The organism is Cupriavidus sp. FW305-3-2-15-C-LB2 (genome assembly GCF_058787575.1).
Genome location: NZ_JBYSZW010000040.1, coordinates 39,838 through 59,350, shown reverse-complemented (window position 1 = coordinate 59,350; position 19,513 = coordinate 39,838). Strand labels below are relative to the sequence as shown.

The following is a 19,513-nucleotide window of genomic DNA, read 5'->3' as shown; positions in this document are numbered from 1 at the left end:
CTGCGCCATGGTGGCGCTTGCCGCCCTCTACCTGATCCTCAATCCCTGAGCCCCAGTGGAGTCTTGCCATGGTGAATTTCCATGCCCTGCGCCTGCCGGCGCCGGCCCTGCCGCGCGCGCTCGAACTGCGCATCGACGTTGAGCTCGCGCCGGGCGATATCGAGCGCGAGCTGGGTGCCCTGCACGACCGCATCGGCCAACCCGGCGACTGCCTGCATGCGATGCCGGCGCTGCCCGCGGGCGCGCCAGGCCTGCGCCTGCGCTATCGCGAGGCCGACGGCGAGTACTACGTGTATGTGGAAGATGTGATGCAGCGCCGGCTGGCCGGTTATACCGTCTTCAACCGGCTGATCGAGGTCGGCCGCCGGGCCGACCCATGGGTACGGGCGCCGCACACAAAGTTTGCGCCCGCTTACCAGCGCCGCGGCCTGGCTCGGGCGCTGTACCGCTGGGCGCTGGATGGCGGGCTGTGCCTGCTGAGCGGGGCGCGCCAGTCGGCCGGCGCCAACGCCCTATGGCAGGTGCTGGCCGCCGATTACCCGATGGGCTATGTGGACTTGCGCCACAAGACGCTGACCTGGCTGGGCCAGGCCGTCGACGCGCCAGTGCGTGAGGGCCTGCATACGCGCATGCTGCTGCTCGGGCGCGGCTGGACCCTGGACACGTTCATGGCCCGCACCGGCATGTACTGAGGCAGCGCGCCCGCTTACAGCCAGCGGATCGGCGCGGCCTCGCGTGCGTTGGCTACGTACAGGGTCCAGCCCTGGGCAAAGTAGGCGCGCACCCGCGCGGCCAGCGATTGGCCGCCGCCCACGCGGGCGTAGTAGGCAACATCGCGTGCCGGCTGGGCGGCGGGCTTCGATGCCTTGGCTTGGGCGGGCTGGCGATAGAGGGTGTCGGCGAGTACTTGCATGGCGAATATCCTTTCCGGTTGGATGGAAGTTGGTGCGCCTCACGAAGCACATCCAGCCGTGGTTCGGCCCGGATCGGGAGGCAGCTCAGGGTTATCCCTAGTATAGAGAAGTTGCGCCTGAATCATCCGGGTCTGTACCTATAGGCCGTATATGGGGTGCGTGATAATGGCCGCCTGCCGCACGCGCCACCTGATGCCAATCCGGCAATCCAAGGTGCCCAATCGTCACATTCGATATTCCTCGATGCACATGCCGCGCATTGCCTGCCGGTGATGATGCATGGCGCGTGGTCACCTAGCCTTCAGCCTTGCCCGGATCGCGCCCGCAGAGGCACCGACAAGCGGCACACCGATAACAGCGGGTTGGCCAGGTTTGCGCCTCCAGCCCAGACCAGAACCACGTGAGACACGCCTGACGACAGTCCGTACGACGGACGTTGCAGCGCCCGCAAGGAGACAGCTCATCATGATCGAACAGCCCTATCCGTCGTCCGCGACGGAAGCCGATGCTGCACGCCCCCAAGTCCCCGAAGTCCGGAGCCGGATCGACGCGTTTTTCGAGATCACCGCGCGCGGCAGCACCCAGCGCAAGGAAGTGGTCGCCGGGGTGACCACCTTCATGGCGATGGTCTACGCCGTCTTTGTCGTTCCCGGCATGCTGGGCAAGGCCGGCTTCGACACCAGCGCGGTCTTTGTCGCGGTGTGCCTGACCACCGCCTTCGGCTCCCTGCTGATGGGCCTGTGGGCCAAGCTGCCGATCGCCATCGGCTGCGCCATCTCGCTGACCGCATTCATGGCCTTCGGGCTGGTGCTGGGGCAGGGCCTGTCGCCGGCGGTCGCGCTCGGCGCCGTGTTCCTGATGGGCGTGATCTTCACCGCGATCTCCGTCACCGGCGTGCGCTCCTGGATCCTGCGCAACCTGCCCGCCGGCGTGGCGCACGGCACCGGCATCGGCATCGGCCTGTTCCTGCTGTTGATCGCCTCGAATGAAGTCGGCCTGGTGGTCAAGAACGCTCACCCCGGCCTGCCGGTGTCACTGGGCAAGATCACCTCGTTCCCGGTGGTGATGTCGGTGCTGGGCCTGGCCGCGATCTTCGGCCTGGAGCGCCGCAAGGTGCCGGGCGGCATCCTGCTGGTGATCATCGCGATCTCCGCGCTGGGCCTGGCCTTCGACCCGGCGGTGAAGTTCACCGGCGTGTTCGCGCTGCCGTCGCTGAGCGCACCCGGCCATGAATCGCTGATCGGCGCCATGGACGTGCGCGGCGCGCTGACGGCAGCAGTGCTGCCGAGCGTGCTGGCCCTGGTGATGACCGCGGTGTTCGATGCCACCGGCACGATCCGCGCGGTCGCCGGACAAGCCGGCCAGCTCAACGCTGCCGGCCATATCCACAATGGCGGGCGCGCGCTGACCGCGGATTCGGTCAGCTCGATCTTCTCGGGGATGTTCGGCGGCGCTCCGGCTGCAGCCTACATCGAGTCGACCGTCGGCGTTGCGGCCGGCGCCAAGACCGGCCTGACCGCCGTGGTGGTGGGCCTGCTGTTCGTTGCGGTGATGTTCTTCTCGCCGCTGGCCGGGCTGGTGCCGTCGTACGCCACCGCGCCCGCGCTGATGTACGTGGGCCTGCTGATGCTGTCGAGCGTGAGCCGCCTGCACATGGACGACATGGTCGACGCGATGGCTGGCCTGGTCTGCGCCGTGTTCATCGTGCTGACCTGCAATATCGTGACCGGCATCATGCTGGGCTTCTGCACCCTGGTGGTGGGCCGCGTGGTGGCTGGCGAATGGCGCAAGCTCAATGTCGGCACGGTGGCCATCGCGGTCGTGCTGGCTGCGTTCTATGCCGGGGGCTGGGCCATCTGATCCTGCCGAAAGCTACTGCCGCGTCCCGGGCGCCCCGCCGGGCACGCTGACAACCAGATGTCTCCTCCACCGTGATCCAGGTGGATTTCAAGCCCGGGCTTCCTGCTTTCCCGGGCTGTTTTTTTGGTGGCTTGCCTGAAAGGTCCCGCGCTTGGCGAATGGCGTTTCGCTAAATCGCCTTCATTGCCCGGCCTGCATTGCCGCCACATCCATGTACACCAGTTCCCAGACATGGCCATCGGGATCCTGGAATCCATGCCCGTACATGAATCCCAAATCCATCGGCGGCTTGTAGGTATTGCCACCCGCCGCGACCGCGGCATTGACCATTTCATCCACGCGCGCGCGGGTTTCCATCGACAGGCAAACCAGCACCTCAGTCGATTTCCGTGCATCGCAGATTTCATTGGGCGAGAAGCTGCGGAACTTGGCTTCGGTCAGCAGCATCACGAAAATGTTTTCGCCGACGATCATGCAGGTGGCAGTGTCGTCGGTAAATTGCGGATTGAAGGAAAAACCCAACTGCGTAAAGAAGGCAATCGACTTTTGCAGGTCACGGACGGGCAAATTGACAAAAATCTGCTGGCTCATCAGGGGCTCCGGTAGTCGTGTCAGAGGGGGCTGCGCCGGGCGCAGACAAGCAGTCTAGGCGCTAAAGGCCTGGGGCGTGCGTATTTTCATTGTCCTTAAATGCGGGCAAAACGGGCGATGCCCAGCCCAATGCCGGCTGCATCGTGGGCTGTGCGACCGTCAATTCAGGCCGGCAAACAATCAGTCCGTGCAATCTCCGTTATTTTTTGTAAAATTTTTTTAGGTGAACCGACACCACACTTCTAGTACCATGCAGCGGCCTATTTGCAGAAAGGGGATATAAATGGCGACATACAAGCAACTCCTGGCTGAGAAGGAAGCGCTGGAAGCCAAGCTGAATGAAGTGCGTGCGACGGAAGTCGCCGGCGTGATCGACAAAATCCGGGACCTGATGACTGAATACGGCCTGACCGCCGAAGACATCCTGCCGCGCCGCAAGCGTGGCCGCCCGGCTGGTTCGAGTGCCAAGAAGCCCGCATCCGCCTTGCCGCCGAAGTACATGGACCCCAAGACCGGCAAGACCTGGTCGGGCCGCGGCCGCGCGCCGGCATGGCTGGGCAAGCGCCCGGAGCGTTTCCTGATCGAGCAGTAAGCCGCCAGCGCGGCCAGCGCGCGCCTGTCTCACGCGCCCGCTTCAATCGATGGTGCCATCGGCCTGCCGGGCGCGTCACTGCGCCTGGCAGACATACTCCTTGCGCAGCGCCCTGAAGCCCTGCTGGGTCGGCTCCGCCGTCAGGCGCGCGCCGCCACCGGCCAGCGGCTGCATGCGCAATACCTGCGCCGAGCACTGGCTCGCGGTTTCGTCCCGCTGGTAGCGGATCTCATACTGGCCGCCGGCAACCGGCACGAATGACACGCCCGCCGCGCAACGCAGCTCGGGCAGCGGCGGCGCCGCGGCCGAGGTCACCGCCACGTAGATGCGCCGGCCCGCCTCCACCAGCCGCTCGCGCGTGCGCGCCGGCGGCTCGGGCGAGCGCCCGGCCATGTCCAGGCTCCGGTCCCGTCCCATCGCAGACAACTGCCTGCCGGTTCCCGCCAGCACCAGCGGCCGCGCGGGCACCGGGCATTTGGCCGGATCGACCACGGTGAACGAAGTGTTGTCGTCGGTGCTGGTCAGCAGCCGCACGCTGGCGGCCGGGGCGCCGGCAGGCACCCGGTATTGCGCCACGCAGCCGGACAGCGCCACGGCGGCGGCAAGCATCGGCAACAAGGCAAGACGAGGCAGGACTGCGGACGACCGGTCATGGCGCATGGCGGCGGGCAGGTAGAACGATTAGGCCAACAGCGGACGTTGGCGGCACGATGGCGGCAAATCCGACAGGGATGCCACACGATGACGGCGCGGCCAGGCAACACGCCGCGCCCTCAAACCAACCAGCATACCTGCATCCGGCGCTTGGCGGCAGCCGCATAAACCCATGTTGAAAACCTGCGTGTGATATCCACAGAATCTGTGGATATCCTGGCCCTACATTCCCCGAAAGCCCCGGTCTGTGCGGCAACCCACCGGAGCGCCCAAATTTTAGGCAACGGGTTGCAGGCGCCCCGGAACCCGGCAACGGTGCGGCACCCCCGCCGCCAGCACGCCGTTGCGCTGCCCAGGCCACACTTCATCCCCCCGCACTCCCTTGAAGGGGGCACCGGCACCGCGTAATCTCAGTGTTACCGGGGGCTGCACTGGCGCACTTGCGCCAACTTGCCAGCCAGATAATGACAATGACACAACAAGAGCCTATCCAGGCCGGGCCGTTGCCTCGTGACCTGCTGCACGCACTGCGTGACGGCGGCTACGACGTATCGGGACTCGCGCCTGCCCCGGAATCCGATACCGACTCCGACCCCAGCGACCTCAGGCCCGCCATGCCGGCGGCCGGCCCGCAACAGGCCTGCCACGTGCTCTGCGCGGTCTACCGTGCCACCGGCGATCCAACCATCGGCCTGTGGCTGGGCAGCCGGATGCAGACCGACCTGCTCGGGCTGGCGGGCCTGACGGCCATGGCCGGGCCGTCGCTGGGCACCGCGCTGCGGCGCATCGCGCGCTACCAGAAGCTGCTCGCCGGCGACCGCATCGAACTGCGCCGCCAGGGCGACGAAGCCTGGGTCTGTATCCGCCCGAGCGATCCCGAGGCGCCCGACACCCGACCGCGCATCGACATGGAGCTGTGCTCGCTGCTGGCCTTCGGGCGCCAGTTCACGCGCAAGCCGCTGCATCCGCTGCGGGTGTCGCTGCGCATCGGCCAGCCGGACTGGCACCTGCGCTATACCGAGGCATTCGACTGCCCGGTGCGCTTTGGCGAGCCCGAAGACGCCATCGTGTTCGGCCGCCGCGACCTGGCCTTGCGCCTGGCTGCCCGCGTGCGCAGCGGACCGGCCGGCGCGGGCGCGGGCCATGCCGCGCGCGAAGCGCGGCCGGCGTCCGCGTCGCTGGACGACGTGCGCGCGGCCCTGCAGGCGCTGGCCGGCGACCGCGCCCTCAGCCTGGCCGCGGTGGCACGCCACCTGGACATCAGCGAGCGCACGCTGCAGCGCCGGCTGATGGCGGCGGGCACGAGTTTCCGCACGCTGTGTGAAGAGGCGCGCCGCGAGCTGGCTGGCGGCTACCTGGCCGGAGGCGCGATGTCGCTCGGAGAAATCGCGTTCCGGCTCGGCTTTGACGATGCCAACTCGTTCTTCCGCGCCTTCCGCCGCTGGACCGGCATGACCCCGGGCGACTACCGGCGCGCGGCGGCGCCTCCACCCGCGTAGGGCAGGCCGGCTCACCCGCCGTGGGGTTGCTCCCACGGCGGGGTGTCGCCGAAGCACCCGGCCAGGAAATCGACAAAGGCGCGCACGCGCGGGGGCACCAGCCGCCGCTGCGGCATCACGGCGTAGATGCCGGTGTCGGCGAGCGGGTAATCGGGCAGCACCTGCACCAGCCGCCCGGCGCGCAGGTCGGCGCAGACATGCCAGGTGGAATGCAGGGCGATGCCAAAGCCCGCCAGCGCCGCATCGGACAACAGCTCGCCGGTATTGGCCTCGATCCGGCCGCGCACGCGCACGGCAATCTCCCCGCCGGCGCCATCGCCCAGGCGCCAGACATCCTGCCGGCCCTGGCTGCCCACCAGCACCAGGCAATCGTGCCGCGCCAGGTCCTGCGGGGTGCGCGGCGTGCCGCGCCGGCGCAGGTAGGCCGGCGCGGCACACAGCAGCCGCCGGTTATTGGCCAGCCGCCGCGCGACCAGCGTCGAATCGTCCAGCGCACCGATGCGGATGGCCAGGTCGAAACCCGCGCTGACCAGGTCCAGCACGTTGTCGGTCAGGTTAACGCTGAGCGTCAGGCCGGGATGCAGCGCCAGGAATTCCGGCAACAGCGGCGAGATATAGAGCCGCCCGAACGAGGACGACGTGGTCACCCGCAGCGTGCCCGATACCCCGGTGCCGGCCTGCCGCAACGAGGTGCCCAGCGCTTCCAGGTCGTCCACCAGCGCACGCCCCTGCTCGGCCAGCACCACGCCTTCCGGGGTGGCGTGCAGCCGCCGCGTGGTGCGATGCAGCAGGCGCACGCCCAGTTCACGCTCCAGCCGCTGCAGCCGCTGGCTGGCCACCGCCACCGACAGGTCCAGGCTGCGTGCCGCGGCGCTGATCGAACCCAGGTCGAGCACGCGCAGGAACAGGCCGATATCGCCGATCCGGTCCATGATTTTCAAGATTCCATTGAAACTGATTATGGATCATGCCGGTTTTTACTGAAGACGGAAAGGCACAGACTGCGGGCTTCCTTCCTTTTGCCGACGCATCCCCCGAACATGGCCCCCCCAGTCTCCACCAACTCCACACCCGGCGCTGCATCCGCCCGCGGCCGGCTGCCGGTTGCGCTCTACGCGCTCACCGCCGGTTCCTTCGGCATCGGCTGCGCCGAATTCGTGATCATGGGCCTGCTGCTTCAGGTTGCCGCCGACCTGCGGGTGACCATCGCCGCCGCCGGCATGCTGGTGTCCGGCTACGCGCTGGGCGTCTTCGCCGGCGCGCCGGTGCTGACCCTGCTGACGCGGCGCATGCCGCGCAAGGCCGTGCTGCTGGCGCTGATGGTGATCTACACCGTCGGCAATGCCGCCTGCGCGCTGGCGCCCGACTACACCACGCTGATGATCGCGCGCGTGCTGACCTCGCTCACGCATGGCACCTTCTTCGGCGTCGGCGCGGTGGTGGCCACCGGGCTGGTGCCGGAGGACCGCCGCGCCTCCGCGATCTCGGTGATGTTCTCCGGCCTGACGCTGGCCACGCTGCTGGGCATGCCCGCCGGCGCCTGGCTGGGCCTGCACCTGGGCTGGCGCTCGACCTTCTGGGCGATGACCGTGATCGGGCTGCTGTCGCTGGCGGTGATCGCGCTGCTGGTGCAGAAGAGCCAGGACCACGGCGCCCCCGTGGCCCTGCGCGACGAACTGGCCACCATCGGCCGCCCGCAGGTGCTGCTGGGCCTGTTGATGACGGTGCTGCAGTCGATGGGCATCTTTGCCGTGATCACCTACGTGCAGCCGCTGCTGACGCGCGTGTCCGGCTTTGGCGAGGCGGCGGTGTCACCGATCCTGCTGCTGTTCGGCGCCGGCATGATCCTTGGCAACGTGCTCGGCGGCCGCTTTGCCGACCGCACCCCGACGCGCGCGGTGCTGGCCACGCTGACCACGCTGACGCTGGTGCTGGCGGCGATGACGCTGGCCATCCACAGCCAGGTGCTGGTGGTGGCCTTCGTCGGCATCCTGGGCATCGCGGCCTTTGCCACGGTCTCGCCGCTGCAGCTGCGCGTGCTGCGCCACGCCCAGGGCGCGGGACAGAACCTGGCATCGAGCTTCAATATCGCGGCATTCAACCTGGGCAACGGCCTGGGTGCGTGGATGGGCGGCGTGGTGGTCGATCACGGACCGGGTCTGACGGCATTGCCGTGGGTTGCGGCACTGGCGCCGATGGCTGCGCTGGGGGTGGCGCTATTCAGTGTGCGGCTGGAACTGGGGTCAGCGAAAGTAGCGCCGATTCCGGAATCGATTTGACGTTTCGCGGAACTTAGACCACAAGTCGCAGCGTCATGTCATCGGCCCGTTGGTTGGCGCCCGCGCGGTAATGCTCATTCATCCTCCGGCGAGGATTCCAGCTGTTCTAACGTTGGCAGCGCCCCGTGCAAATCTTCGGGCAGCGTTTCCGTCATTCGCACAATGTAGTCGAGGCAATAGTGCAACAACCTGTTGCACTATTGCCTCGTCTGGCCAAGCTGCAGCGAACGTCCGCATGTATTTCAGGCTTCGCGATGAAAAACCAGCCATCTCGGGGAACGATTGACGCAAATCGCCCGCAAGCCTGTCGATCACCTTTGTCCCCCAGCCTGCTGCTGTCTGCTGCGGGAGAATCGAACGCCCAAGCCTCCAGTAGAGCAGGATCAGTTCGCGGTTTACTGAAAGCGACGCGGCAAGGCGAGTACGGTGGACTTCTTCCTTGAGACGGCCCAGCCAAGCGGCATATTCGGCAGCGCCGGGCATGGCATTGCGCTGCGATGCGAGACGTTTCGACATGGCGGCCATTCTTTCATGGCGCCACAGCGGCCTGTAGGGCAAGACGCAGAAATCAGACTACTCCACTCACTCAGCCAGGCTTGCCATCGACCCGCCGCCGAATCAGGCGCGGCGCATACGCCAGCGCATAGAGGCCGAACCCGGTCACCCAGCACGCCCCGGCTCCCCACACCCAGTGCAGGTAGCCACCCGGCCAGGCCATCGGCCCGAACACCCGCAACACCGCCGCCGTGGCCACCAGCCAGTACGCCGCGGTTTCCGCGCGGCCGGCCACCAGCATGCGGCCGGTGTGACCCAGTGCGGTGCGCGTGATCATGGCGATGATCGCCACGCCAAGCACGCCGACAGTGAAGGCATGCGTCGCCAGCCCCGCCATCACCAGCCCCAGCGCACCCAGCGCCTGCAGCAGCAGCGCCACCGGCAGCCACGCATAGGCCAGGTGCAGCACCCACAGGATCGGCCGGTTGCCTACCGCATGGCTGCGCCAGCCAGCCACGCGCACGGCCAGCACCGCCGCGGCCAGCAATGACAGCGCCGCCGCCAGCCAGACCGGCAAGGGCAGCACCCCCGCAGCCAGTCCCAGCACCGCGGCCGGCACCACCATGCGCTCCACCTGCCGGTATTGCCGCAGGCGGAACCCCGGGATCGCGTTGGTCGTGAACATCGGGATGACGCGCCCGCCGATCACCACCACGAACAGCGTGACCAGCGCCACGCCCGCGCGGCAGGCCAGCATCGCACCGGCGTCATGGCCGCGCGCCTGCAGCCACAGGCTGGCGACATCGGCCGCGCCCAGCAGCCACAGCGCCAGGGCCAGCGGATAGTTGCGGCGGTTGCCGGCGCGGGCCAGCGTGCGCGTGAAGGCCAGCGCGGCCAGCGGCAGGAACGCGCCCTCGATCACGAAGGCCGCCGTTCCCGGCGCCACCCACATGCCCACGCGCCCGGCCAGCCACAGCAGGAACAGCGCGGCAAGCGCGGCGCCAGTGGGCGTCGGCTGGCCGGTCCAGGCCCGCCCCGCGGTGAACAGGAAGCCCACCACGATGGCCGCGGCAAAGCCGAACACCATCTCGTGCGCGTGCCAGAACATCGCCGGCATCACCGGCGCCGGGCCGACTGCGGCGGCGCCCGCCAGCATCGCCGACCACGCCGCGATGGCCAGCGCGGCGAACACCGCCCCGCCCAGGTAGAACGGCCGGAAGCCCAGTGCAAACAAGGCAAAGCCGCGCGGCGGCGGTCCGGCGGGCGCCTTGCCAGGCGGTGGCGAGCGCCGCACGGGAAGAATGGGAATGGTGTCCATGGCTGGCTACGGGAATCGGGTGGTGCGGCGCGCGCCGGCTTCTTGATCCGGCGCACGGTCTGCCGCAGGTGCGCAAACGGATGCCATTCACGCTGACTGCACGATAGCACCGCCGCCGCGCCGGCGACCTCCGCCGGTAGAACTACCTCCAAAGGCAGGCTGCGCGCCCGCGTGCGCTGTACGGCCGGCGAATAGGCAGCACCAGTGGCGGCCCCTACTCTGGCATCACCCCCGCCAAAGTTGACACAGGAGCATGGCCATGGCCACCCACCCACGCGCGCCGGAGCCCATTGCGCCCGGCGCCGCAATCACGCTGGCGTCCAGCACTTTCGCCTTCACCATCTGCTTTGCCGTCTGGATGCTGTTCGCGGTCCTCGGCATCCCGCTCAAGCAGGAGCTTGGCCTGAGCGACACTGAATTCGGCCTGCTGGCCGCCACGCCCGTCCTCAGCGGCTCGCTGATCCGGGTGCCGCTGGGCATCTGGACCGACCGCTACGGCGGGCGCATCGTCTTCTTCGTGCTGATGCTGGCCACCGTGATCCCGATCTGGCTGATCTCGTATGCGCACACGCTGTGGCAGCTGCTGGTGCTGGGCTTGTTCGTCGGCCTGGCGGGCGGCTCGTTCTCGGTCGGCACGCCGTATGTGGCGCGCTGGTTCCCGCGCTCGCGCCAGGGGCTGGCGATGGGCATCTTCGGCGCCGGCAACTCGGGCGCGGCGCTGACCAAGTTCGTCGCGCCGGCGATGATCCTGGCCGCCGGCACCTGGACCGTGGTGCCGCGCGTGTATTCGGTGGCGATGCTGGTCACAGCGCTGCTGTTCTGGGTGTTCTCGCGCAGCAACCCGGCGCACCTGGTCAAGTCCAGCGTCGGCTGGCGCGAGCAGCTCGCCGTGATGCGCGACCCGCGCGTGTGGCGCTACTCGCAGTACTACTCGGTGGTGTTCGGCGGCTATGTCGGCCTGTCGCTGTGGATGACCAAGTACTACATCGGCGAATACGGCTTCGACATCAAGACCGCCGCCTTCCTGGCCGCGTGCTTCTCGCTGCCCGGCGGCGTGCTGCGCGCCATCGGCGGCTGGATCTCCGACCGCTACGGCGCGCACCGCACCACCTGGTGGGTGATGTGGGTGAGCTGGGTCGGCTTCTTCCTGCTGAGCTACCCGCAGACCGATTTCATCGTCCAGACCACCAGCGGCCCGCAGGGTTTTCGCATCGCGCTGACGCCCACGGTCTTCACCTTCCTGCTGTTCGTGGTCGGCATCGCCTTTGCCATCGGCAAGGCCTCGGTATTCAAGTTCATCTCCAACGACTTCACGCACAACATCGGCGCGGTTTCCGGTGTGGTCGGCCTGGCTGGCGGGCTGGGCGGCTTCGTGCTGCCGGTGCTGTTCGGCATGCTGGCCGACCTGACCGGCGTGCGCAGCAGCTGCTTCATGCTGATGTACGGCACCGTGTGCGTGAGCCTGGTGTGGATGCACTACAGCCAGCGCGCTGAACGCCAGCGCAAGGCACAGGCCGTCGGCCTCACGCAGGCCGCCTGAGCGACGGCCCCGTTACGCACAACAACCAAGGCACACTGTCATGTCCTCTTCCGTACTGACCCGCTGGGAGCCCGAGAATAAGGTCTTCTGGAAAAGCCAGGGCGAGCGCATCGCCTACCGCAACCTGTGGATCTCGATCCCGGCGCTGATGCTGGCCTTCGTGGTCTGGATGCTGTGGAGCGTGGTCGCGGTCAACCTCGACCGCGCCGGCTTCCAGTTCACCAAGAACCAGCTGTTCTGGCTGACCGCGCTGCCGGCGCTGTCCGGCGCCACGCTGCGCATCTTCTATTCGTTCCTGGTGCCGGTGTTCGGCGGGCGGCGCTTCACCGCGATCTCCACCGCACTGCTGCTGATCCCGGCGCTGGGCATGGGCTTCGCGCTGCGCGACCCGTCCACCGGCTATCCGACGTTGCTGGTGCTGGCGCTGCTGTGCGGGCTGGGCGGCGCCAACTTCAGCTCCTCAATGGCCAATATCAGCTTCTTCTTCCCCAAGGCGAAGAAGGGGCTGGCCACCGGGCTGAACGCGGGCATCGGCAACCTCGGCGTGTCGGTGGTGCAGTTCGTCACGCCGCTGGTGGTGTCGATCGCAGTGTTCGGCGCGCTCGGCGGCGAGCCGCAGCAGTACACGGCCAACGGCGCCACGCATGACCTGTGGCTGCAGAACGCGGGCTTTGTCTGGGTGCCGTTCATCATCGTGTCGGCACTGGCGGCGTGGTTCGGCATGCATGACATCGCGGATGCCAAGGCATCGTTTGCCGAGCAGGCGGTGATCTTCAAGCGCAAGCACAACTGGCTGATGTGCTGGCTGTACGTGGGCACCTTCGGTTCGTTCATCGGCTTCTCGGCGGGGCTGGCGCTGCTGACCAAGTCGCAGTTCCCCGGCGTCAATCCCACCGCTTATGCCTTCCTGGGGCCGCTGGTAGGCGCGCTGACGCGTCCCGTGGGTGGCTGGATCTCCGACAAGCTGGGCGGCGCGCGGGTCACGCTGTGGACCTTCGTCGGCATGATCGCCGCGGTGTTCGCGGTGCTGGCGGCGCTGCCGCATGACGGCGCCGGCGGCAACTTCACATTCTTCCTGGCCGCCTTTATCGCGTTGTTCGCGCTGACCGGCATCGGCAACGGTTCGACCTTCCGCATGATTCCGGTGATCTTCCTGACCGAGCGCCAGCGCGCTGCCGCGGGCAAGGGCGACGCGGCACAGAAGCAGGCATTGCAGGACGCCGGCAAGGAATCCGCCGCGGTGCTGGGCTTCTCCGGTGCGATCGGCGCCTACGGCGGCTTCTTTATCCCCAAGAGCTTCGGCACCTCGCTGGAGTTGACCGGCGCCGCCGACGCCGCGCTGTATTGCTTTATCGCCTTCTACCTCAGCTGCGTGCTGGTGACGTGGTGGCACTACGCGCGCCGCAACGCGCCCATGCCCTGCTGACCCTGTCACCAGTCCCGCCGGCCGGGCTAGTTCTTCCGAACTAGTCCCGTGCCCGGCGCCTAGCCCGATCGCCATGCGGCGGCTGTTCCACCAGCGAATTGGCTGCCGCCCGCCTCCCCCATAAGCTGAGAGTGTCCCTGCAAAGCTCCTGAAACCACCGGAGCGCCCGCAGCAAAGCACTCGCGGAGAACAAAGCAATGAGTCATTTCCTGGATCGACTGAAGTTCATGTCGCGCGTCAAGTCCACCTATGCGGATGGCCACGGCGCGGTGGTGAACGAAGACCGCAAGTGGGAAGACGGCTATCGCAGCCGCTGGCAGCACGACAAGATCGTGCGCTCGACCCACGGCGTGAACTGCACCGGCTCCTGCTCGTGGAAGGTCTACGTGAAGAATGGCCTGATCACGTGGGAAACCCAGCAGACCGACTACCCGCGCACGCGCCCGGACCTGCCCAACCATGAGCCGCGCGGCTGCCCGCGCGGGGCCTCGTACAGCTGGTACGTCTACTCCGCGCAGCGCGTCAAGTACCCGATGATCCGCAGCCGCCTGATGGAGATGTGGCGCGAGGCCCGCAAGACCATGGACCCGATCGCCGCGTGGGAATCGATCAGCCAGGATCCGAAGAAGGCCGCGCGCTACAAGAGCGTGCGCGGCCAGGGCGGCTTCGTGCGCGCCGACTGGAACACCGCCACCGAGATCATCGCCGCGGCCAACGCCTTTACCGTGAAGAAATTCGGCCCGGACCGCGTGATCGGCTTCTCGCCGATCCCGGCCATGTCGATGGTGTCGTATGCCGCCGGCGCACGCTACCTGAGCCTGCTCGGCGGCGCCTGCCTGTCGTTCTACGACTGGTACTGCGACCTGCCGCCGGCCAGCCCGCAAGTGTGGGGGGAGCAGACCGACGTGCCGGAATCGGCCGACTGGTACAACTCCACCTACCTGATGGTGTGGGGCTCGAACGTGCCGCAGACCCGCACGCCCGACGCGCACTTCTACACCGAGGTCCGCTACAAGGGCACCAAGACCGTGGCGGTGTCATCCGACTTCGGCGAGATGGTCAAGTTCGGCGACATCTGGCTGGCGCCGAAGCAAGGCACCGACGCCGCACTGGCGATGGCCATGGGCCACGTCGTGCTGAAGGAATTCCACGCCAGCGGCAAGTCCGCCTACTTCCGCGATTACGTGAAGCAGTACACCGACATGCCGATGCTGGTGCTGCTGCGTGACAACCAGGGCACGCTGGTGCCCGACCACTTCCTGCGCGCCTCGCACCTGGCCGATAACCTCGGCGAAGCCAACCATCCCGAGTGGAAGACCCTGCTGGTCGACGACGCCACCGGCGAGATCGTCGCGCCCAACGGCTCGATCGGCTTCCGCTGGGGCGAAGGCGCCCACAACGGCGGCGAGAAGGTCGGCCGCTGGAACCTGGAGATGAAGGACGGCGGCAGCGGCCGCCCGGTCGAGCCGCGCCTGTCGCTGCTCGGCAAGGAAGACGAGGTGGTGGAAGTGGGCTTCCCCTACTTCGGCGGCGAACACGATGAACTGCTGCGCCGCCGCGTGCCGGCACGCCGGCTGACGCTGGCCGATGGCAGCACTGCGCTGGTGGCGACCGTGTATGACCTGCAGATGGCCAACTACGGCGTGGATCAGGGACTCGGCGGGCCGAACGTCGCCGCCTCGTACGACGATGACGTGCCCTACACCCCCGCCTGGCAGGAAAAGCACACCTCCGTCCCGGCCCGCCTGGTGACGCAGGTTGGGCGCGAATTCGCCGACAACGCCGACCGCACGCAAGGCAAGAGCATGGTCATCGTTGGTGCCGCGCTCAACCACTGGTACCACAACGACATGATCTACCGCGGCATCATCAACCTGCTGATGATGTGCGGCTGCATCGGCAAGAGCGGCGGCGGCTGGGCCCACTACGTCGGCCAGGAAAAGCTGCGCCCGCAGTTCGGCTGGGCCCCGCTCGCCTTCGGCCTGGACTGGTCGCGCCCGCCGCGCCAGATGAACGGTACTTCGTTCTTCTACAACCACACCAGCCAGTGGCGCCACGAGAAGCTGGCCGTCGACGAGATCCTGTCGCCGACTGCCGACCGCAAGCGCTATGACGGCCTGTCGCTGCTGGACCTGAACGCGAAGTCCGAACGGATGGGCTGGCTGCCGTCGGCCCCGCAACTGGGCACCAATCCGCTCGACGTGGTCGATGCGGCCGAGCGCGCCGGACAGGACCCGGTCGCCTACACGGTCGAGCAACTGAAGTCCGGCAAGCTGCAGTTCGCCTGCGACGATCCCGACAACCCGGCCAACTTCCCGCGCAATATGTTCGTGTGGCGCTCCAACATCCTGGGCAGCTCGGGCAAGGGGCATGAGTACTTCCTGAAGTACCTGCTGGGCACGCAGAACGCCGTGTTCGGCGACGAGAACGACGCGATCAAGCCAAGCGAAGTCAACGTGCGCCCGGCCGCCGAAGGCAAGCTGGACCTGCTGACCGTGCTGGATTTCCGCATGAGCACCACCTGCCTGTACGGCGACATCGTGCTGCCCACCGCCACCTGGTACGAGAAAAACGACCTCAACACCTCCGACATGCACCCGTTCATCCACCCGCTGTCCGAAGCCGTGCAGCCGCTGTGGGAAAGCAAGACCGACTGGGAGATCTACAAGGCCATCGCGAAGAAATTCAGCGAGATCGCCGGGCCCTATCTCGGCACGCGCAAGGACCTGGTGTGCACGCCGCTGCTGCACGACACCCCGGGCGAACTCGGCCAGCCGTTCGAACCGAAGGACTGGAAGGCCGGCGAGTGCGATCTGGTCCCCGGCAAGACCGCGCCGTCGATGACCGTGGTCGAACGCAACTACGCCGACATCTACAAGAAATTCACCTCGATCGGGCCGCTGCTGGACAAGCTCGGCAATGGCGGCAAGGGCATCAACTGGAACACCCAGCATGAAGTCAAGGAGATCGGCCAGCTCAGCCACACCGTCAAGGAGCCCGGCGTCAGCCAGGGCCGCCCGCGGCTGGAGAGCGCGATCGATGCCGCCGAGATGATCCTGACCTTCGCGCCCGAGACCAACGGCCATGTCGCCGTCAAGGCATGGGAGGCGCTGTCGAAGATCACCGGCCGCGACCACACCCACCTGGCCGAAGGCCGCGAGCACGACAAGATCCGCTTCCGCGACGTGCAGGCGCAGCCGCGCAAGATCATCTCCGCGCCGACCTGGTCGGGCCTGGAATCGGAAGAGGTCAGCTACAACGCCGGCTACACCAACGTGCACGAGCTGATCCCCTGGCGCACGCTGACCGGCCGCCAGCAGTTCTGGCAGGACCACCGCTGGATGCTGGACTTCGGCGAAGGCGCGTGCGTGTACAAGCCGGCCATCGACACCAAGACGGTGGCGCCGATGCTGGGCAAGAAGCCCAACGGCAACCCGGAGCTGGTGCTGAACTGGATCACGCCGCACCAGAAGTGGGGCATCCACTCCACCTACTCGGACAACCTGCGCATGCTGACGCTGTCGCGCGGCGGCCCGCACGTGTGGATCTCGGAAACCGAGGCCAAGGCAAACGGCATCCGCGACAACGATTGGGTGGAAGTGTTCAACGTCAACGGCACGCTGACCGCCCGCGTGGTGGTGTCGCAGCGCGTGCCCAAGGGCATGTGTCTGATGTACCACGCCCAGGAAAAAATCGTGAACGTGCCCGGCGCCGAGACCAGCGGCATGCGCGGCGGCATCCATAACTCGGTCACGCGCGCCGTGACCAAGCCCACTCACATGATCGGCGGCTACGCGCAGCTGGCCTACGGCTTCAACTACTACGGCACCGTGGGCAGCAACCGCGACGAGTTCGTGATCCTGCGCAAGATGAAGAGGGTCGACTGGCTGGAAGGGCCGCTCGTGGAAAAGACTAAGGAAGGAGCCTCGCAATGAAGATCCGTGCCCAGGTGGCCATGGTGCTGAACCTCGACAAGTGCATCGGCTGCCATACCTGCTCCGTGACCTGCAAGAACGTCTGGACCAGCCGCGACGGTGTCGAGTACGCGTGGTTCAACAACGTCGAGACCAAGCCCGGCATCGGCTACCCCAAGGAATGGGAGAACCAGGACAAGTGGCAGGGTGGCTGGAAGCGCAACGCCGACGGCACGCTGGAGCCGCGCCAGGGCGGCAAGCTGAAGATCCTGGCGAACCTGTTCGCCAACCCCAACCTGCCGCAGATCGACGAGTACTACGAGCCCTTCACCTACGACTACGAGCACCTGCAGAAGGCGCCGCTGGTGCAGACCCCGCCCACCGCGCGCCCGGTCTCGGTGCTGACGGGCCGCAAGATGGAGAAGATCGAGTGGGGCCCGAACTGGGAAGACGACCTCGGCGGCGAGTTCAGCTCGCGCGGTCGCGACAAGCTCTTCGACGACGTGCAGAAGGAGATGTACTCGACCTTCGAGAACACCTTCATGATGTACCTGCCGCGCCTGTGCGAGCACTGCCTGAACCCGGCCTGCGTGGCCTCGTGCCCGTCGGGCTCGATCTACAAGCGCGAGGACGACGGCATCGTGCTGGTCGACCAGGACAAGTGCCGCGGCTGGCGCATGTGCATCTCGGGCTGCCCGTACAAGAAGATCTACTTCAACTGGCAGAGCGGCAAGGCCGAGAAGTGCCTGTTCTGCTATCCGCGCATCGAGGCCGGCCAGCCCACGGTCTGCTCCGAGACCTGCGTCGGCCGCATCCGCTACCTCGGCGTGATGCTGTACGACGCCGACCGCATCGAGCAGGCGGCGTCGGTGGCCGATGAGCGCGACCTGTACCAGTCGCAGCTCGACGTCTTCCTCGATCCGCACGACCCGGCGGTGCAGGCCGAGGCGCTGCGCCAGGGCATCCCGCAAACCTGGCTCGATGCCGCGCGCAAGTCGCCGGTCTACAAGATGGCATGCGAGTGGAAGATCGCCTTCCCGCTGCACCCGGAGTACCGCACCCTGCCGATGGTCTGGTATGTCCCGCCGCTGTCGCCGATCCAGTCCGCGGCCGAGGCCGGCCACATGGGCATGAACGGCGTGATCCCGGACGTGAAGAGCCTGCGCATCCCGGTGAAGTACCTGGCCAACCTGCTGACCGCGGGCGACGTGATGCCGGTACTGTCCGCGCTGGACCGCATGCTGGCGATGCGCGCCTACAAGCGCTCGCAGGTGGTGGACGGCGTGCAGGACCTGGGGGTGCTGGAGCAGGTGGGCCTGACGCCCGCGCAGGTCGAGGACATGTACCAGACCATGGCCATCGCCAACTACGAGGACCGCTTCGTGATCCCGTCCTCGCACAAGGAGATGGTCGAGGACAGCTTCAACGACAAGGCCAGCTGCGGCTTCACCTTCGGCAACGGCTGCTCGGGCGGCGCCTCGGACGGCTCGCTGTTCGGCAAGAAGCCACAGGGCAGCGTCCACTTCGCCGACATGCCCAAGTCGCGCAAGAAGGCAGTGATGAGCTGATGCCTGCCACGAACCGCACGGAGAACAACATGCCCCTCTATCCCATCCTCAGCGCCCTGCTCGGCTATCCCGAGCAGGAACTGCTCGACGCCCTGCCCGAGATCGACACCGCGCTGGCCGAATGGCCGCAGGCGCGCGCGCTGCTGGCCCCCGTGACCGGCCTGCTGCACAGCGAGTCGCTGATCGCGCTGCAGGAGAACTACGTCGCCACCTTCGACCGCAACCCGGCGCACTCGCTGCACCTGTTCGAGCACGTGCACGGCGAAAGCCGCGACCGCGGCCAGGCCATGGTCGACCTGATCGACGAGTACCGGCGCGAAGGCTTTGAACCCGCCGCGTCCGAGCTGCCCGACTACGTGCCGCTGTTCCTGGAGTTCCTCGGCGCGCTGGTGGCCGACGGCAAGGAAGCGCGCGCCGAGCAATTGCTGGGCGACGCGATCCACGTGCTGGCCGCGATCGGCGAGCGCCTGGCGCGCAACGAAAGCCCGTACGCCGGCGTGTTCGCGGTGCTGCGCACGCTGACCGACGTGCAGCCGCAACCGCAGCAGGAGCCGCCGGTGCGAGATATGGATGAAGCGCTGGAGACCTTCGGGCCGGGGGCTGATGGCGTGGAGCCGTTGCTGGCGCCGCAAGGCGGGCCGCAGGCGGTGAAGTTCTATCCGCGCGATCCGCGTGTCAGGGCGCCAATGCCGGCTGCCTGCTGACTCCTCATGCGGACCCGCGGTGTTCTCCCCTCTCCCGCTTGCGGGAGAGGGGCGGGGGAGAGGGCAGGAGCTTCCACGAAGCGCCGGTGCTTAAACCACCCCTCTCCCCTACCCCTCTCCCGCTGAGGGGAGAGGGGAACACAGTTGGCAATTGAGACG

The 19,513-nt window shown here is 67.3% G+C and carries 16 protein-coding genes; 10 read left to right on the top strand and 6 right to left on the bottom strand.

Features of this window, described 5'->3' with window-relative positions; all coding sequences use genetic code 11:
* Positions 1 to 68 precede the first annotated feature (68 nt).
* Complete coding sequence (locus tag AC3WRR_RS25140; protein ID WP_058697314.1) at positions 69 to 692, top strand: hypothetical protein; 624 nt, start codon at positions 69 to 71, stop codon at positions 690 to 692.
* A gap of 14 nt (positions 693 to 706) precedes the next feature.
* On the opposite strand, the gene AC3WRR_RS25135 is transcribed toward AC3WRR_RS25140, so the two are convergent.
* A complete protein-coding gene (locus AC3WRR_RS25135; protein WP_010810883.1) occupies positions 707 to 913 on the bottom strand; it encodes a hypothetical protein in 207 nt (68 codons plus the stop codon).
* A 466-nt stretch (positions 914 to 1,379) separates the two neighbouring features.
* Here AC3WRR_RS25135 and AC3WRR_RS25130 point away from each other — a divergent pair, with 466 nt between their 5' ends.
* Entirely contained in the window at positions 1,380 to 2,774 is a 1,395-nt protein-coding gene (locus AC3WRR_RS25130; protein WP_010810882.1) for an NCS2 family permease, read from the top strand.
* 180 nt (positions 2,775 to 2,954) lie between these two features.
* On the opposite strand, the gene AC3WRR_RS25125 is transcribed toward AC3WRR_RS25130, so the two are convergent.
* A complete protein-coding gene (locus AC3WRR_RS25125; RefSeq protein ID WP_010810881.1) occupies positions 2,955 to 3,365 on the bottom strand; it encodes a VOC family protein in 411 nt (136 codons plus the stop codon).
* Between the two features lie 283 nt (positions 3,366 to 3,648).
* Here AC3WRR_RS25125 and AC3WRR_RS25120 point away from each other — a divergent pair, with 283 nt between their 5' ends.
* Positions 3,649 to 3,957 (top strand): H-NS histone family protein, encoded by a 309-nt coding sequence (locus tag AC3WRR_RS25120; protein WP_010810880.1) that lies wholly within the window; start codon positions 3,649 to 3,651, stop codon positions 3,955 to 3,957.
* A gap of 75 nt (positions 3,958 to 4,032) precedes the next feature.
* On the opposite strand, the gene AC3WRR_RS25115 is transcribed toward AC3WRR_RS25120, so the two are convergent.
* Positions 4,033 to 4,566 (bottom strand): hypothetical protein, encoded by a 534-nt coding sequence (locus AC3WRR_RS25115; protein ID WP_010810879.1) that lies wholly within the window; start codon positions 4,564 to 4,566, stop codon positions 4,033 to 4,035.
* Between the two features lie 515 nt (positions 4,567 to 5,081).
* On the opposite strand from AC3WRR_RS25115, the gene AC3WRR_RS25110 reads away from it, so the two are divergent.
* On the top strand, positions 5,082 to 6,110 hold the full coding sequence (locus AC3WRR_RS25110; RefSeq protein ID WP_231881463.1) for an AraC family transcriptional regulator: 1,029 nt from the start codon (positions 5,082 to 5,084) through the stop codon (positions 6,108 to 6,110).
* Between the two features lie 11 nt (positions 6,111 to 6,121).
* Here AC3WRR_RS25110 and AC3WRR_RS25105 read toward each other — a convergent pair whose 3' ends face one another.
* Positions 6,122 to 7,042: a LysR family transcriptional regulator gene (locus AC3WRR_RS25105; RefSeq protein WP_492298415.1), complete on the bottom strand. Its 921-nt coding sequence runs from the start codon at positions 7,040 to 7,042 to the stop codon at positions 6,122 to 6,124.
* 108 nt (positions 7,043 to 7,150) lie between these two features.
* On the opposite strand from AC3WRR_RS25105, the gene AC3WRR_RS25100 reads away from it, so the two are divergent.
* Positions 7,151 to 8,389, top strand: a complete 1,239-nt coding sequence (locus AC3WRR_RS25100) for an MFS transporter (protein ID WP_492298413.1) — start codon at positions 7,151 to 7,153, stop codon at positions 8,387 to 8,389.
* Between the two features lie 78 nt (positions 8,390 to 8,467).
* Here AC3WRR_RS25100 and AC3WRR_RS25095 read toward each other — a convergent pair whose 3' ends face one another.
* Together AC3WRR_RS25095 and AC3WRR_RS25090 are read right to left on the bottom strand one after the other, a co-directional pair.
* Positions 8,468 to 8,905 carry a DUF1016 N-terminal domain-containing protein gene (locus tag AC3WRR_RS25095; RefSeq protein WP_439669384.1) on the bottom strand — a complete coding sequence of 146 codons (438 nt, stop codon included), beginning with the start codon at positions 8,903 to 8,905 and terminating at the stop codon, positions 8,468 to 8,470.
* 70 nt (positions 8,906 to 8,975) lie between these two features.
* Positions 8,976 to 10,202: an NnrS family protein gene (locus AC3WRR_RS25090; protein WP_439669385.1), complete on the bottom strand. Its 1,227-nt coding sequence runs from the start codon at positions 10,200 to 10,202 to the stop codon at positions 8,976 to 8,978.
* A gap of 259 nt (positions 10,203 to 10,461) precedes the next feature.
* Between AC3WRR_RS25090 and AC3WRR_RS25085 the strand changes: the two genes are divergently transcribed.
* The 5 genes from AC3WRR_RS25085 to narJ all read left to right on the top strand — a co-directional run bounded on the left by AC3WRR_RS25085 (position 10,462) and on the right by narJ (position 19,354).
* The gene (locus AC3WRR_RS25085; RefSeq protein ID WP_010810873.1) at positions 10,462 to 11,742 is read left to right on the top strand and encodes an MFS transporter; all 1,281 of its coding nucleotides are present in this window, start codon (positions 10,462 to 10,464) and stop codon (positions 11,740 to 11,742) included.
* A gap of 40 nt (positions 11,743 to 11,782) precedes the next feature.
* Complete coding sequence (locus AC3WRR_RS25080; protein ID WP_010810872.1) at positions 11,783 to 13,168, top strand: NarK family nitrate/nitrite MFS transporter; 1,386 nt, start codon at positions 11,783 to 11,785, stop codon at positions 13,166 to 13,168.
* A gap of 197 nt (positions 13,169 to 13,365) precedes the next feature.
* Complete coding sequence (locus tag AC3WRR_RS25075; RefSeq protein WP_492298411.1) at positions 13,366 to 17,103, top strand: nitrate reductase subunit alpha; 3,738 nt, start codon at positions 13,366 to 13,368, stop codon at positions 17,101 to 17,103.
* Entirely contained in the window at positions 17,100 to 18,650 is a 1,551-nt protein-coding gene (narH, locus tag AC3WRR_RS25070; protein WP_010810870.1) for a nitrate reductase subunit beta, read from the top strand. The genes AC3WRR_RS25075 and narH overlap by 4 nt, the downstream gene beginning before the upstream one ends.
* Before the next feature lie 29 nt (positions 18,651 to 18,679).
* On the top strand, positions 18,680 to 19,354 hold the full coding sequence (narJ, locus tag AC3WRR_RS25065) for a nitrate reductase molybdenum cofactor assembly chaperone (RefSeq protein WP_492298409.1): 675 nt from the start codon (positions 18,680 to 18,682) through the stop codon (positions 19,352 to 19,354).
* The last annotated feature ends 159 nt before the right edge of the window (positions 19,355 to 19,513 follow it).